This is a genomic window from Pseudomonas sp. GW823-FHT06B06 (assembly GCF_058795195.1).
In genome coordinates this window covers 98031-113242 of sequence record NZ_JBXAHO010000002.1, presented here as the reverse complement: position 1 = coordinate 113242, position 15212 = coordinate 98031, and the positions used below count along the sequence as shown (strand labels likewise).

Annotated in this window: 15 protein-coding genes; 11 read left to right on the top strand and 4 right to left on the bottom strand. The window is 60.6% G+C overall.

The features are described 5' to 3' along the window. Nucleotides 1-4 precede the first annotated feature (4 nt). The 7 genes from AC1Q8Q_RS02185 to hisC all read left to right on the top strand — a co-directional run bounded on the left by AC1Q8Q_RS02185 (nucleotide 5) and on the right by hisC (nucleotide 5870). Nucleotides 5-658 (top strand): MlaC/ttg2D family ABC transporter substrate-binding protein, encoded by a 654-nt coding sequence (locus AC1Q8Q_RS02185; RefSeq protein ID WP_020796648.1) that lies wholly within the window; start codon nucleotides 5-7, stop codon nucleotides 656-658. After that, nucleotides 655-960 carry an STAS domain-containing protein gene (locus tag AC1Q8Q_RS02180; RefSeq protein ID WP_033044847.1) on the top strand — a complete coding sequence of 102 codons (306 nt, stop codon included), beginning with the start codon at nucleotides 655-657 and terminating at the stop codon, nucleotides 958-960. The genes AC1Q8Q_RS02185 and AC1Q8Q_RS02180 overlap by 4 nt, the downstream gene beginning before the upstream one ends. 114 nt (nucleotides 961-1074) lie before the next feature. Continuing rightward, nucleotides 1075-1314 (top strand): BolA family protein, encoded by a 240-nt coding sequence (locus tag AC1Q8Q_RS02175; RefSeq protein ID WP_020796650.1) that lies wholly within the window; start codon nucleotides 1075-1077, stop codon nucleotides 1312-1314. Nucleotides 1315-1336: 22 nt separating this feature from the next. Next, nucleotides 1337-2602, top strand: coding sequence for a UDP-N-acetylglucosamine 1-carboxyvinyltransferase (murA, locus tag AC1Q8Q_RS02170; protein ID WP_020796651.1), 1266 nt, complete (start codon nucleotides 1337-1339; stop codon nucleotides 2600-2602). A gap of 127 nt (nucleotides 2603-2729) precedes the next feature. After that, a complete protein-coding gene (gene hisG / locus AC1Q8Q_RS02165; RefSeq protein WP_008018703.1) occupies nucleotides 2730-3365 on the top strand; it encodes an ATP phosphoribosyltransferase in 636 nt (211 codons plus the stop codon). Between the two features lie 125 nt (nucleotides 3366-3490). Further along, the gene (gene hisD / locus AC1Q8Q_RS02160; RefSeq protein ID WP_020796652.1) at nucleotides 3491-4816 is read left to right on the top strand and encodes a histidinol dehydrogenase; all 1326 of its coding nucleotides are present in this window, start codon (nucleotides 3491-3493) and stop codon (nucleotides 4814-4816) included. 1 nt (nucleotide 4817) lies between these two features. Then, on the top strand, nucleotides 4818-5870 hold the full coding sequence (hisC, locus tag AC1Q8Q_RS02155; RefSeq protein WP_020796653.1) for a histidinol-phosphate transaminase: 1053 nt from the start codon (nucleotides 4818-4820) through the stop codon (nucleotides 5868-5870). 133 nt (nucleotides 5871-6003) lie between these two features. On the opposite strand, the gene algW is transcribed toward hisC, so the two are convergent. Next, nucleotides 6004-7176, bottom strand: a complete 1173-nt coding sequence (gene algW, locus AC1Q8Q_RS02150) for a Do family serine endopeptidase AlgW (RefSeq protein WP_168757238.1) — start codon at nucleotides 7174-7176, stop codon at nucleotides 6004-6006. 103 nt (nucleotides 7177-7279) lie between these two features. Between algW and AC1Q8Q_RS02145 the strand changes: the two genes are divergently transcribed. From AC1Q8Q_RS02145 to cysN, 3 genes are all read left to right on the top strand, one after another. Next, on the top strand, nucleotides 7280-8038 hold the full coding sequence (locus AC1Q8Q_RS02145; RefSeq protein WP_020796655.1) for a Nif3-like dinuclear metal center hexameric protein: 759 nt from the start codon (nucleotides 7280-7282) through the stop codon (nucleotides 8036-8038). Nucleotides 8039-8301: 263 nt separating this feature from the next. Continuing rightward, the gene (gene cysD / locus AC1Q8Q_RS02140; protein ID WP_020796656.1) at nucleotides 8302-9219 is read left to right on the top strand and encodes a sulfate adenylyltransferase subunit CysD; all 918 of its coding nucleotides are present in this window, start codon (nucleotides 8302-8304) and stop codon (nucleotides 9217-9219) included. Nucleotides 9220-9228: 9 nt separating this feature from the next. Then, nucleotides 9229-11127, top strand: coding sequence for a sulfate adenylyltransferase subunit CysN (cysN, locus tag AC1Q8Q_RS02135; protein ID WP_020796658.1), 1899 nt, complete (start codon nucleotides 9229-9231; stop codon nucleotides 11125-11127). Between the two features lie 164 nt (nucleotides 11128-11291). On the opposite strand, the gene yihG is transcribed toward cysN, so the two are convergent. Genes yihG through AC1Q8Q_RS02120 form a run of 3 tightly spaced genes read right to left on the bottom strand, consistent with a single transcriptional unit; the run spans nucleotide 11292 to nucleotide 14681 of the window. Further along, a complete protein-coding gene (gene yihG / locus AC1Q8Q_RS02130) occupies nucleotides 11292-12194 on the bottom strand; it encodes a 1-acylglycerol-3-phosphate O-acyltransferase, YihG family (RefSeq protein WP_168757239.1) in 903 nt (300 codons plus the stop codon). Beyond that, the gene (gene pta, locus AC1Q8Q_RS02125; RefSeq protein WP_033042906.1) at nucleotides 12195-14294 is read right to left on the bottom strand and encodes a phosphate acetyltransferase; all 2100 of its coding nucleotides are present in this window, start codon (nucleotides 14292-14294) and stop codon (nucleotides 12195-12197) included. A 60-nt stretch (nucleotides 14295-14354) separates the two neighbouring features. Further along, entirely contained in the window at nucleotides 14355-14681 is a 327-nt protein-coding gene (locus AC1Q8Q_RS02120; protein ID WP_033042908.1) for a DUF3565 domain-containing protein, read from the bottom strand. On the opposite strand from AC1Q8Q_RS02120, the gene AC1Q8Q_RS02115 reads away from it, so the two are divergent. After that, nucleotides 14650-15135: an FKBP-type peptidyl-prolyl cis-trans isomerase gene (locus tag AC1Q8Q_RS02115; protein WP_008054392.1), complete on the top strand. Its 486-nt coding sequence runs from the start codon at nucleotides 14650-14652 to the stop codon at nucleotides 15133-15135. The genes AC1Q8Q_RS02120 and AC1Q8Q_RS02115 overlap by 32 nt on opposite strands. Nucleotides 15136-15212: the final 77 nt, after the last annotated feature.

Sequence of the window (15212 nt, the reverse complement as noted above, 5' to 3'; positions counted from 1 at the left end):
TTGAATGATCTCTACCTTGCGACGTGGCCTGTTGGTTTTGCTCGCGGCCTTGCCGATGATGGCCCATGCCGTGGCGGCGCCTAGCGCGCACGAGCTGGTCCAGGACACCACCAACCGGCTGCTGGCCGACCTGGCCGCCAACAAAGAGAAGTACAAGCAGGATCCGCAGGACTTCTACGCGGCGCTCAACAGCATTGTCGGGCCTGTAGTGGATGCCGAAGGTATTTCCAAGAGCATCATGACGGTCAAGTACTCGCGCAAGGCGACCCCTGCGCAAATGAAGACCTTTGAAGAAAACTTCAAGAAGGGTCTGTTCCAGTTCTATGGCAATGCCTTGCTTGAGTACAACAACCAAGGCATCACCGTTGATCCTGCCAAGGACGAGTCGGGCAACCGTACGAGCGTCGGCATGACAGTCAAGGGCAGCAACGGCGCTATCTATCCTGTGTCCTATACACTGGAAAAGATCGGCGGCGAGTGGAAGCTGCGCAACGTCATCATCAACGGTATCAACATTGGCAAGCTGTTCCGTGATCAGTTCGCTGATGCGATGCAGCGCAATGGCAACGACCTGGACAAAACCATCAATGGTTGGGCCGGGGAAGTCGCCAAGGCCAAGGAAACCGCTGAGCAATCCACCGAGAAACAGACCCAATGAGTGAGGCGGCGGTCCAGATGGACGACGCCGGCGAGCTGCGGCTCAGCGGTGTGCTGGATTATCGCACCGGCCCTCAATTGCGCGAGCAGGGGCAGGCGCTGATCAAGGCCAGCAAGGCTGCGGCCGTGGTAGTCGATTGTTCGGCGGTGGAGAAATCCAGCAGCGTCGGTCTGTCGTTGCTGTTGTGTTTCATGCGAGATGCCCAGGCGGCCGGCAAGGCGCTGAGCATCCGCGGGATGCCAGAAGACATGCGCGAAATCGCTCAGGTCAGTGAACTGACCGAGCTGTTGGCGCATCCCTAACCCGCATCTATAAAGAAGCCCCCCGTCAGAGTCCTGCTTCCCGGGGTTCGCAGGCGCGGGGCTTTTTTGTATGATGTCCGACCCGCGCGCACAGGGCGCCGATTGAGGTTGAGCATGCAGGCCAACGAAGTGAAGAGCTTTCTTGAAGGAAAGCTGCCCGGAACGAAGGTAGAAGTCGAGGGCGAAGGCTGCAATTTCCAGCTGAACGTGATTAGCGATGAACTGGCGGCGTTGAGCCCGGTGAAGCGTCAGCAGCAGGTCTATGCCCATTTGAACCCATGGATCACCGATGGCAGCATCCATGCGGTCACTATGAAATTTTTCAGCAGCGCGGCCTGGGCCGAGCGCACCTGAGCCCACGGGCGTAGAGATTCTTATGGATAAATTGATTATTACTGGCGGTGCTCGTCTTGACGGCGAGATCCGCATCTCCGGGGCAAAGAACTCTGCCCTGCCGATCCTGGCGGCTACCCTGCTGTGCGATGGTCCGGTGACCGTTGCCAACCTGCCACACCTGCACGACATCACCACCATGATCGAATTGTTCGGTCGCATGGGGATCGAGCCGGTGATCGACGAGAAACTGGCCGTCGAAATCGATCCGCGGACCATCAAGACCCTGATCGCTCCGTACGAACTGGTTAAGACCATGCGTGCGTCGATCCTGGTGCTGGGCCCGATGGTTGCCCGTTTCGGTGAAGCCGAAGTCGCGTTGCCTGGCGGTTGCGCCATCGGTTCGCGACCGGTGGACCTGCACATCCGTGGCCTGGAGGCCATGGGCGCGATCATCGACGTCGAAGGCGGCTACATCAAGGCCAAGGCGCCAGAAGGCGGCCTGCGCGGTGCGCATTTCTTCTTCGACACCGTCAGTGTGACCGGTACCGAAAACATCATGATGGCTGCAGCCCTGGCCAAGGGACGCAGTGTCCTGGCGAACGCCGCGCGCGAGCCTGAAGTCGTCGACCTGGCGAACTTCCTGAACGCGATGGGTGCCAAGGTTTCCGGCGCTGGTACCGACACCATCACCATCGATGGCGTTGAGCGTCTGCACACCACCACCTACAAGGTGATGCCGGACCGTATCGAAACCGGCACCTACCTGGTGGCCGCAGCCGTGACCGGCGGGCGTGTGAAGGTCAAGGACACCGATCCGACCATTCTCGAAGCCGTGCTGGAGAAACTCCGCGAAGCGGGCGCCGAAATCACCACCGGTGAAGACTGGATCGAGTTGAACATGCACGGCAAGCGGCCTAAAGCCGTGAACGTGCGAACCGCTCCGTACCCGGCGTTCCCGACCGACATGCAGGCGCAGTTCATCTCCCTCAACGCCATTGCCGAAGGCACGGGCGCTGTGATCGAGACGATCTTCGAAAACCGCTTCATGCACGTGTACGAACTGCACCGCATGGGCGCCAAGATCCAGGTCGAGGGCAACACCGCCATCGTTACCGGCACCGAGAAGCTCAAGGGCGCGCCAGTGATGGCCACCGACCTGCGGGCTTCGGCCAGCCTGGTGATTTCGGCGCTGATTGCCGACGGCGATACCCTGATCGACCGCATCTACCACATAGACCGTGGTTACGAGTGCATCGAAGAGAAACTGCAGATGCTGGGCGCCAAGATCCGCCGCGTTCCGGGCTAGTTTCTGCTGCATGGGCGCAGGGACGTGCCCGTTGAATTGTTGTAAGTCGAGCCGGTTTCCGGCTCGATGTGTGTCCGGCGCCATTTGCGACCGGACATGAGTACCTTGATAAGGACTGACGTTTCCCATGTTGACCATCGCACTGTCCAAGGGCCGCATCCTTGACGACACCCTGCCGCTTCTGGCTGAAGCGGGCATCGTGCCGACCGAGAATCCGGACAAGAGTCGCAAGCTGATCATTCCCACGACCCAGGAAGATGTACGCCTGTTGATCGTGCGTGCCACCGACGTGCCGACTTATGTCGAGCATGGTGCCGCCGACCTCGGTGTTGCTGGTAAAGACGTGCTGATGGAATACGGCGGTCAAGGCCTGTACGAGCCATTGGACTTGCAGATTGCCCAGTGCAAGTTGATGACCGCCGGCAAGGTCGGCGCGGTCGAGCCCAAGGGTCGCCTGCGTATCGCCACCAAGTTCGTCAACGTTGCCAAGCGCTACTATGCCGAGCAGGGCCGTCAGGTCGACATCATCAAGCTCTACGGCTCGATGGAGCTGGCGCCGCTGATCGGCTTGGCCGACAAGATTATCGACGTGGTCGACACCGGTAACACGCTGCGGGCCAACGGCCTGGAGCCACAGGATTTCATCGCGGCCATCAGCTCCCGGCTGATCGTCAACAAAGCTTCGATGAAAATGCAGCACGCCCGTATCCAGGCGTTGATCGACACCCTGCGCAAGGCAGTGGAGTCTCGACACCGCGGCTGATTCACCCGCGCGACTTTGAGTTGCGCCGTCTATCCGCCTCATAGCCAGAATTCTCAGGTGCCCAAGCGGATCGAATGTTAGCTTCGGGCGCCTGAGTTTTTTGCCAATCCTATGAGGCTCTCGCTATGACCGCACCGACTGCAATTCGCCGACTCAACGCTGCTGACCCGGATTTCGCACATCATCTGGATCATCTGCTGAGCTGGGAAAGTGTGTCTGACGACTCGGTCAATCAGCGGGTGCTGGACATCATCAAGGCCGTGCGCGAGCGTGGCGATGCCGCGTTGGTGGAGTTCACCCGACAGTTCGACGGGTTGGACGTCGCCTCCATGGCCGACCTGATCCTGCCGCGCGAGCGCCTGGAACTGGCGTTGACCCGCATTACCGTGCCACAGCGCGAGGCCCTGGAAAAAGCCGCGGCCCGCGTACGCAGCTACCACGAGAAGCAGAAACAGGACTCCTGGAGCTACACCGAAGCTGACGGCACCGTGCTGGGCCAGAAGGTCACGCCGCTCGATCGCGCCGGTCTGTACGTGCCGGGCGGCAAGGCGTCGTACCCTTCTTCCGTGTTGATGAACGCGATTCCGGCCAAGGTTGCCGGTGTGACCGAGGTGGTCATGGTGGTGCCGACCCCGCGCGGTGAAATCAACGAGCTGGTGCTGGCTGCTGCCTGCATCGCGGGCGTTGACCGTGTGTTCACCATCGGTGGCGCACAAGCTGTTGCCGCGCTGGCTTATGGCACCGAAAGCGTGCCGCAAGTCGACAAAGTGGTTGGCCCGGGCAACATCTATGTCGCCACCGCCAAGCGTCACGTGTTTGGCCAGGTCGGTATCGACATGATTGCCGGCCCGTCCGAGATCCTCGTGGTATGTGACGGCCTGACTGATCCTGACTGGATCGCCATGGACCTGTTCTCCCAGGCCGAGCATGACGAAGACGCCCAGGCGATCCTGGTCAGCCCGGATGCGGCCTTTCTCGATCAGGTCGCCGCGAGCATTGCCAAACTGATGCCGACCATGGAGCGCGCCGAGATCATCGAAACCTCGATCAACGGCCGTGGTGCGCTGATCCAGGTGCGTGACATGGAGCAAGCCATCGAAGTGGCCAACCGCATCGCGCCGGAGCACCTGGAGTTGTCGGTTGCCGATCCGCAAGCCTGGCTTCCACAGATCCGTCATGCCGGCGCCATCTTCATGGGTCGCCACACCAGCGAAGCACTGGGCGACTACTGCGCAGGCCCGAACCACGTATTGCCGACTTCCGGCACGGCGCGGTTCTCGTCGCCGCTGGGCGTATACGACTTCCAGAAACGTTCGTCGATCATTTTTTGCTCGGAACAGGGCGCGTCCGACCTGGGTAAAACCGCTTCCGTGCTGGCCCGTGGCGAGTCGCTGACTGCCCACGCCCGCAGTGCCGAATACCGCATCATCGACGACAAGCAGGGGAACTGAGATGAGTAAATTCTGGAGCCCGTTCGTCAAGAACCTGGTGCCTTACGTACCGGGCGAGCAGCCAAAGCTGGCGAAACTGGTGAAGCTCAACACCAACGAAAACCCGTACGGTCCATCGCCCAAGGCCTTGGCTGCGATGCAGGCCGAACTGAACGACAATCTGCGCCTGTACCCGGACCCGAACAGCGATCTGCTGAAAAATGCCGTGGCCAAGTACTACGGCGTGCAGAGTAACCAGGTATTTCTCGGCAACGGCTCCGACGAAGTGCTGGCGCACATCTTCCACGGGTTGCTGCAGCACGATCAGCCGCTGCTGTTCCCGGACATCAGCTACAGCTTCTATCCGGTCTATTGCGGGCTGTACGGCATCAAGTTCGATGCAGTGCCGCTGGACGAGCAGTTCCAGATCAATCCTGCGGACTACGCAAAACCGAACGGCGGGATCATTTTCCCCAACCCGAACGCACCGACCGGTTGCCTGTTGGCGCTGGAGGCGGTCGAGCAAATCCTCAAGGGCAGCCCGGACTCGGTGGTCGTGGTGGATGAGGCTTACATCGACTTCGGTGGCGAGACGGCAATCACGTTGGTAGACCGTTATCCGAACCTGCTGGTGACCCAGACCCTGTCAAAATCCCGCTCCCTGGCGGGCCTGCGGGTTGGCTTGGCGGTGGGGCATCCGGACCTGATCGAGGCGCTGGAGCGGATCAAGAACAGCTTTAACTCCTATCCGATCGATCGCATGGCGAACGTCGGCGCGGCGGCGGCGTTCGAAGATCGTGAGTACTTCGACAAGACGTGCCGATTGGTCATTGAGAGCCGCGACAAGGTGGTCGCGCAGTTGCAGGCTAAGGGCTTTGAAGTGCTGCCGTCGGCCGCGAACTTCATTTTTGCCCGTCACCCCAAGCACGATGCGGCAGGCCTGGCAGCTAAACTGCGCGAGCAAGGTGTGATCGTCCGGCACTTCAAGCAGGAGCGAATTGCCCAGTTCCTGCGGATTTCGATCGGCACGCCTGAGCAAAACCAGGCCCTGATCGACGGCCTCGGCGACCTCTGAACCACAGCCAACCCTGTAGGAGCGAGCATGCTCGCGATGGACTAGAGAACGCAGTGGGGTGTCAGGCTTCCAGCGTTATCGTTGACGACCATCGCGAGCATGTTCGCTCCTACAGGGGTTTTGTGTTGATCGCTTAGTTTTCTTCTTTCTCTTTGACCGGTGCCGGTGCCGGTGCCGGTGGCGGGCGCAAGCCGATTTCCGCCGTGAGCTTGAGTTCCTTGCCGTTGCGCATCACCTCGATCGTGACCTTATCGGTCGGCTTGATCCGCGCGACCTGGTTCATCGAGCGTCGGCCATCGCCAGCCGGTTCGCCGTCGATGCTGAGAATCACGTCGCCCAGTTGCAGGCCGGCTTTCTGCGCCGGACCGTCGCGGAAAATCCCGGCGACGACGATGCCCGGACGCCCCGACAGGCCAAACGACTCCGCCAGTTCCTGGGACAATGGCTGCACTTCAATACCGAGCCAGCCGCGAATCACCTGGCCGTGTTCGATGATCGATTTCATCACTTCCATGGCCAGCTTCACCGGAATCGCGAAGCCAATGCCTTGTGAACCTCCTGACTTGGAGAAGATCGCCGTGTTAATGCCGGTCAGGTTGCCGTTGGCGTCCACCAGCGCACCGCCGGAGTTGCCGGGGTTGATCGCGGCGTCGGTCTGGATGAAGTCTTCGTAGTTGTTCAGGCCCAGCTGATTACGCCCGGTGGCACTGATGATGCCCATGGTTACGGTCTGGCCGACGCCGAACGGGTTGCCGATGGCGAGGGCCACGTCGCCGATGCGGATGTTGTCCGAGCGGCCGACAGTGATCGAAGGCAGTTTCTTCAGGTCGATCTTGAGGACCGCGAGGTCAGTTTCCGGGTCGCTACCAATCACCCGAGCCAGGGTTTCACGGCCGTCCTTGAGCGCCACCACGATCTGGTCGGCACCGCTGGTCACGTGGTTGTTGGTCAGGATGTAGCCTTCCGGGCTCATGATCACGCCGGAGCCCAGGCTCGACTCCATGCGTTTCTGCTTGGGCGAGTTGTCGCCGAAGAATCGACGAAACTGCGGGTCCTCGAACAGCGGATGATTGGGTTTGTTGATGACTTTGGTGGTGTACAGGTTCACCACCGACGGCGCGGCGGTGGTTACCGCGTCGGAATAGGACACCGGGCCTTGCTGCATACTGGTGGTTTGCGGGGCCTGTTGCAGGTTGACGTCGAGGCTTGGAAGCCCGACCCACTGCGGGTAACGCTGGATGATTAACAGAGCGACAAGCACGCCGGCCAACAGCGGCCAGCCGGAAAAACGCAGCGCCTTGAGCATTAAGTACGTCCTGAGAGAGTTGCAGGCGGTATGAGACCGCTCATAATGACGCGCATTATACGAGGCCACGCGTGCCTCTGAACGGGATATTTAGGAGTCTTTTATGGCCGTCGCCCTGAGCACCCTGGTCGAAGAAGCCGACCGTTACCTCGCTAGTTCGAAAATTGCCGATTACTGCCCCAACGGCCTGCAGGTCGAGGGCCGGCCGCAGGTGATGCGCATCGTCAGCGGCGTCACCGCCAGCCAGGCCTTGCTCGATGCTGCGGTGGAGGCCAACGCGGATCTGGTGCTGGTGCATCACGGCTACTTCTGGAAAGGCGAGAACCCGTGCATCACCGGCATGAAGCAGCGCCGCCTCAAGACCCTGCTCAAGCACGACATCAGCCTGCTGTCCTATCACCTGCCGCTGGACCTGCACCCTGATGTTGGCAACAACGTGCAGTTGGCACGGCAACTGGACATCACCGTCGAAGGTCCGTTGGACCCTGACAACCTGAAGATCGTCGGCCTGGTCGGTTCGTTGAACGAGCCCGCCACCCCCCGGGATTTCGCCCGCCGTGTGCAAGAAGTCATGGGCCGCGAGCCATTGCTGATTGAAGGCAGCGCAATGATCCGCCGCGTTGGCTGGTGCACCGGTGGCGGTCAGGGCTACATCGACCAGGCGATACTGGCGGGCGTCGATCTGTACCTCAGCGGCGAAGCCTCGGAGCAAACCTTCCACAGCGCCCGTGAAAACGACATCAGCTTCATTGCTGCCGGGCACCACGCCACCGAGCGTTACGGCGTGCAGGCGCTGGGTGATTACCTGGCGAAACGGTTTGCCCTTGAGCACATCTTCATCGATTGCCCGAACCCCATCTGACACTCAACCCCGAACCCTGTAGGAGCGAGCCCGCTCGCGATGGTCGTCAACGATAACGCTGGAAGCCTGACACCCCGTGGTGTTCTCAGGTACATCGCGAGCATGCTCGCTCCTACAGGCGACGGGTTTCGCCCAAACAGGCGGGCATATTCATATGCTCTTTCGATCTAGTTCGCGTCCTCATTAGAAGGGGGCGCTGTGCTAGGATTCCCCGCTCGAACACGGCCCGCTGGCCGTTCATAAGAATGTTTTCGTGAGTAGCCATGGTCGACAAACTGACGCATCTGAAACAGCTGGAGGCGGAAAGCATCCACATCATCCGCGAGGTGGCCGCCGAGTTCGACAACCCGGTGATGCTGTACTCCATCGGTAAAGACTCCGCCGTGATGCTGCACCTGGCACGCAAGGCGTTCTTCCCCGGCAAGCTGCCGTTCCCGGTGATGCACGTCGACACCCAGTGGAAATTCCAGGAGATGTACAGGTTCCGCGACAAGATGGTCGCCGAGCTGGGCCTGGACCTGATCACCCATGTGAACCCCGACGGCGTGGCACAAGGCATCAATCCGTTCACCCACGGCAGTGCCAAGCATACCGACATCATGAAGACCGAAGGCCTGAAGCAGGCCTTGGACAAATATGGTTTCGACGCCGCCTTCGGTGGTGCCCGCCGCGACGAAGAGAAGTCCCGCGCCAAAGAGCGTGTGTACTCGTTCCGCGACAGCAAGCACCGCTGGGACCCGAAAAACCAGCGCCCCGAGCTGTGGAACGTCTACAACGGCAAGGTCAACAAGGGCGAATCCATCCGCGTATTCCCGTTGTCGAACTGGACCGAGCTGGACATCTGGCAGTACATCTATCTGGAAGGCATCCCGATCGTCCCGCTGTACTTCGCCGCCGAGCGTGAAGTCATCGAGAAGAACGGCACCCTGATCATGATCGACGACGAGCGCATCCTCGAACACCTGAGCGATGAAGACAAAGCGCGCATCGTCAAGAAGAAAGTGCGGTTCCGTACCCTTGGCTGCTATCCGTTGACGGGCGCGGTGGAGTCCGAGGCCGAAAGCCTCACGGACATCATTCAGGAAATGCTCCTGACGCGAACTTCCGAGCGCCAGGGCCGTGTCATCGACCACGATGGCGCAGGCTCGATGGAAGACAAAAAACGTCAAGGTTATTTCTAAGGGGCTGTCATGTCGCACGCATCTGATTTGATCAGCGAGGACATCCTCGCCTACCTGGGCCAGCACGAACGTAAAGAGCTGCTGCGCTTCCTGACTTGCGGTAACGTCGACGACGGCAAGAGCACCCTGATCGGGCGCCTGCTGCACGACTCCAAGATGATCTACGAAGATCACCTGGAAGCGATTACCCGCGACTCGAAAAAAGTCGGCACCACCGGTGAAGACATCGACCTGGCACTGCTGGTCGATGGCCTGCAGGCCGAGCGTGAGCAAGGCATCACCATCGATGTCGCGTACCGCTATTTCTCCACCGCCAAACGCAAATTCATCATTGCCGACACCCCCGGCCATGAGCAGTACACCCGCAACATGGCCACCGGTGCCTCCACCTGTGACCTGGCGATCATCCTGGTCGACGCCCGCTACGGCGTGCAGACCCAGACCCGTCGCCACAGCTTCATCGCCTCGTTGCTGGGCATCAAGCATATCGTCGTTGCCATCAACAAGATGGACCTCAAGGACTTCGACCAGGGCGTGTTCGAGTCGATCAAGGCTGACTACCTGCAGTTCGCCGAAGGCTTGAAGATGAAGCCCACCACGATGCACTTCGTGCCGATGTCTGCGCTCAAAGGCGACAACGTGGTGAACAAATCCGAGCGCTCGCCGTGGTACACCGGCCAGTCGCTGATGGAAATCCTCGAGACCGTGGAAGTGGCGGGCGACCGCAACTTCACCGACCTGCGTTTCCCGGTGCAATACGTCAACCGTCCAAACCTGAACTTCCGCGGTTTCGCCGGCACCCTGGCCAGCGGCATCGTCAAGAAGGGCGACGAAGTCGTGGTGCTGCCGTCGGGCAAGAGTAGCCGCGTGAAATCCATCGTCACCTTCGAAGGTGAACTGGAGCACGCAGGTCCAGGTCAGGCGGTAACCCTGACCATGGAAGACGAGATTGACATCTCCCGTGGCGACCTGTTGGTGCATGCCGACAACGTGCCGCCGGTCACCGACAGCTTCGAAGCGATGCTGGTGTGGATGGCTGAAGAGCCGATGCTGCCGGGCAAGAAATACGACATCAAGCGCGCCACCAGTTACGTGCCGGGCTCCATCGCCAGCATCGTCAACAAGGTCGACGTGAACACCCTGGAAGAAGGCCCGGCCAGTGCGCTGCAGCTGAACGAAATCGGTAAGGTCAAGATCGCGCTCGACGCGCCGATTGCCCTCGACGGTTACGACAGCAACCGCACCACCGGCGCATTCATCATTATCGATCGCCTGACCAACGGCACCGTCGGTGCCGGCATGATCGTCGCGCAGCCGTTGGCGCATGGCACCAGCACCCACCACGGCAAGCTGGCCCACGTCGCTACCGAAGAGCGCGCGCAGCGCTTTGGCCAGCAACCCGCCACCGTGCTGTTCAGTGGCTTGTCGGGCGCGGGCAAAAGCACCCTGGCTTATGCAGTCGAGCGCAAACTGTTCGACCTGGGTCGTGCGGTGTACGTGCTCGATGGCCAGAACCTGCGTCACGACCTGAACAAAGGTCTGCCGCAGGATCGCGCCGGGCGCACCGAGAACTGGCGTCGTGCCGCGCACGTGGCGCGTCAGTTCAACGAAGCCGGTCTGCTGACCCTGGCAGCGTTCGTTGCTCCGAGTGCCGAAGGTCGTGAACAGGCTCGGGAGCTGATCGGCAAAGAACGCCTGCTGACGGTCTACGTCCAGGCCTCGCCGACGGTCTGTGCCGAACGTGACCCGCAGGGCCTGTACGCGGCGGCCGGGGATAACATCCCGGGCGAGTCCTTCCCGTACGACGTGCCGCTGGATGCCGATCTGGTGATCGACACCCAGTCCGTGTCGCTGGAAGACGGCGTGAAGCAGGTGCTGGAATTGCTGCGCAAGCGCGGCGCGATCTAAGCGCTGGCCGCAAATAAAAAACCCGCCGATGAGTGATCATCGGCGGGTTTTTTATTTCTGGGAGGCCCCCTTCGCGAGCAGGCTCGCTCCCACAGTTGATCTTCGGTGAACATTAACCTTGTGGGAGCGAGCCTGCTCGCGAAGAGGGCAGAACATTCACCGAACTACTTCGATGGATACTCGCGGTGCATCTGCGCAAGCAGAGCATCCTTGTCCTGCCACATCTGGTTGATCCAGCCCTGGAACTGCAGGCGATACTCACCGTCCTGGTCGTAGTTCTTGCCTATGAACTGCGGCGGAATCTTCAGCTCTTCAAAGTGCACCACCACATCCGCAACATTCCCGCACAGCAAATCCCGGAAACCCGGGCGCCCGGCTGGATAATGGATCGTCACGTTGACGATGGATTCCAGTTGTTCACCCATGGCATCTAGCACAAACGCAATCCCACCGGCCTTGGGTTTCAGCAGGTACTTGAACGGCGATTTCTGCTGGGCATGCTTGCCTTCGGTGAAGCGCGTGCCTTCAACGAAATTGAAAATACCCACCGGGTTGTTGCGAAACTTCGCACAAGTCTTGCGCGTGGTTTCCAGGTCCTTGCCTTTCTTCTCCGGGTGCTTTTCCAGGTAGGCCTTGGAGTAGCGCTTCATGAACGGAAAGCCCAGTGCCCACCAGGCCAGGCCGATCACCGGTACCCAGATCAACTCCTGCTTGAGAAAGAACTTCAGCGGCTGGATACGTCGATTGAGCACATATTGCAGCACCAGGATGTCGACCCAGCTCTGGTGATTGCTGGTGACCAGGTACGAGTGTTGATAGTCCAGGCCTTGCAGGCCGCTGACGTGCCAGCGCGTGCGACGGACCAGGTTCATCCAGCCTTTATTGACGCTGATCCAGGCTTCGTGGGTATGGCTCATCAACCAGTGTGCAATGCGTTGGGTGAATGCGAACGGCAGGACCTTGATCAGCGCCACACAGAACAGGAACGAGCACAGCAAAATCGTGTTCAGCGCCAGCAGCAGCGCGGCGATCACGCCGCGCGCCGGGGCAGGTAGAAAATCCAGCATTTACACATCCATAGGTCGGTTGGCCGCCTGAATCGCGGTCAGGGCAATCGTGTAGACGATGTCGTCGACCTGCGCGCCGCGCGGCAGATCGTTCACCGGTTTGCGCAGTCCCTGCAGCATCGGGCCGAGGCTGACGCAGTCGGCGCTGCGCTGTACGGCTTTGTGGGTGGTGTTGCCGGTGTTCAGGTCGGGGAATACGAACACAGTGGCGCGACCGGCCACCTGGCTGTTCGGTGCCAGTTGCCGGGCCACGGTTTCGTTGGCGGCGGCGTCATACTGCAACGGGCCGTCGATCAGCAACGAGTTTTGTTGTTCATGGGCAAGCAACGTCGCCTCGCGTACTTTCTCGACTTCCTCGCCACTGGCTGATTCACCGCTGGAATAACTGATCATCGCCACACGCGGAGTGATGCCGAATGCCGCCGCCGAGTCGGCGCTTTGCAGGGCAATCTCGGCCAGTTCGACGGCGCTCGGGTGCGGGTTCATCACGCAGTCGCCATAGACCAGCACTTCTTCGGGAAACAGCATGAAGAACACCGACGACACCAAGGTGCAGCCCGGTGCGGTCTTGATCAGTTGCAGTGCCGGGCGGATGGTATTGGCGGTGGAGTGAATGACGCCCGACACCAGGCCGTCGACTTCATCCAGCGCCAGCATCATGGTGCCGATCACCACGGTGTCTTCCAGTTGCTGCTCGGCCATCGGGGCGTTGAGGCTTTTGCTCTTGCGCAGGGCGACCATCGGCTCGACGTAGCGTTCGCGAATCAGGTCAGGGTCGAGAATTTCCAACCCCGGCGGCAGTTCGATGCCTTGCGCGCGGGCCACCGCTTCGACATCTGCAGGCTTGGCCAGCAATACGCATCGCGCAATGCCTCGGGCCTGGCAGATGGCGGCGGCTTGTACGGTCAGCGGTTCGCTGCCTTCCGGCAGGACGATGCGCTTGTTGGCGGACTGGGCGCGCTGGATCAATTGATAACGGAACACCGCTGGCGACAGGCGCATTTCCCGAGGCGTACCGCAACGCTGGTGCAGCCAGTTGGCGTCCAGGTGGCTGGCGACGAAATCGGTGATGATTTCTGCGCGCTCGCGGTCGTCGATCGGGATTTCCTTGTTCAAGCCATTGAGCTGGTTGGCGGTGTCATAGGACCCGGTGCTCACCGACAACACGGGCAAGCCCGCCTGCAGGGCGCCGCGACACAAGTCCATGATGCGCGGGTCGGGCAGGGTGTCGCTGGTCAGCAGCAGGCCGGCCAGGGGTACGCCGTTCATGGCCGCGAGGCTCACGGCGAGGATGATGTCGTCACGATCGCCCGGGGTTACCACCAGCACGCCGGGCTTGAGCAGTTCCACGGTGTTGCGCATGGTCCGCGCGCAAATGATGATCTTGGTCATGCGCCGGGTTTCGTAGTCGCCGGCGTTGAGTACCTGTGCGCCCATCAAGTCCGCTACGTCTCGAGTGCGCGGCGCATTCAGTTCCGGCTGATATGGAATACAACCGAGCAGACGGAAGTCGCCACTGCGCAACAGCGGCGAGTGTTCGTTCAGACGTGCGGCGAAGGCCTCCATGCTTTCCTCGGTCTTGACCTTGTTGAGGATCACGCCGAGGACTTTCGGATCCTTGGGGCCGCCGAACAATTGCGCTTGCAGTTCCACTCGGCCAGACAATTCGGTCAGTACTTCGTTTTCCGGTGCCGAAACCAGGATCACCTCGGCATCGAGGCTCTTGGCCAGGTGCAAGTTGACCCGCGCGGCATAGCTGGCGCTGCGGGTCGGGACCATGCCTTCGACGATCAACACATCCTTGCCGATGGCGGCCTGCTGATAAAGGGTGATGATTTCTTCCAGCAACTCATCGAGCTGGCCGTCGCCGAGCATGCGCTCGACATGGGCCAGGCCCAAGGGTTTTGGCGGTTTCAGGCCGTGGGTGCGCGCCACCAGCTCGGTGGAGCGTTCAGGGCCGGTGTCACCTGGATGGGGCTGGGCAATCGGCTTGAAAAAGCCAACCTTGAGGCCGGCCCGCTCGAGAGTGCGCACCAGCCCGAGGCTGATGGAGGTCAGGCCCACGCCAAAATCGGTGGGTGCGATAAAAAAAGTTTGCATGCGGATTCTCTAAAGGTGCATGGCAATGGTGCCGGCCTATAACTGGCCAACTACCGAAATTCAGTCGCCAAGGTTATCGCTAACCGAGCCTTGTGCGCACCAACCGCAATCAAAGGGCTGGCCTATTTTTTCCTGGCGCTGCGCAGGGTCCATGACCCAGGCCCGCAATTGCCAGGGTGGCTGATGGCGCAGGTGTTGGGTATGGCCGCACGAAAGCTCGGCCACCCAGTGGCCGTCCTCGTCCTGATGGAAGCCTGTGATCGTCGCACCCCGTCTGTCCGGGTTGTGTTCGCTTTCGGGCGATTGCTTCGCTAAACTGGGTCTTTCTATATTCTTATGCAAAAGGTCTCGCCCCATGCTGATCGCCGCCAATAAGGCTGTCTCCATCGACTATACCCTGACCAACGACGCTGGTGAGGTCATCGACAGCTCCGCCGGCGGCGCGCCGCTGGTCTACCTGCAAGGCGCAGGCAACATCATCCCGGGCCTGGAAAAGGCGCTGGAAGGCAAAGCAGTCGGCGACGAGCTGACCGTAGCCGTTGAACCGGAAGATGCCTATGGCGAGTACGCTGCCGAACTGGTCAGCACCCTGAGCCGCAGCATGTTCGAAGGTGTCGACGAGCTGGAAGTGGGCATGCAGTTCCATGCTTCCGCTCCGGACGGCCAAATGCAGATCGTGACCATCCGCGATCTGGACGGCGACGACGTCACCGTAGACGGCAACCACCCATTGGCGGGTCAGCGCCTGAATTTCCAGGTCAAGATCATCAACATCCGTGATGCCAGCCAGGAAGAAATCGCTCATGGCCACGTCCATGGCGAAGGTGGCCATCACCACTGATTTCTGCGCTAAGCTCAGATAGCTGGAGAGGCGCCCCGAGGGCGCCTTTTTAGTCTGCGGCTGTTCCAGGCGACACC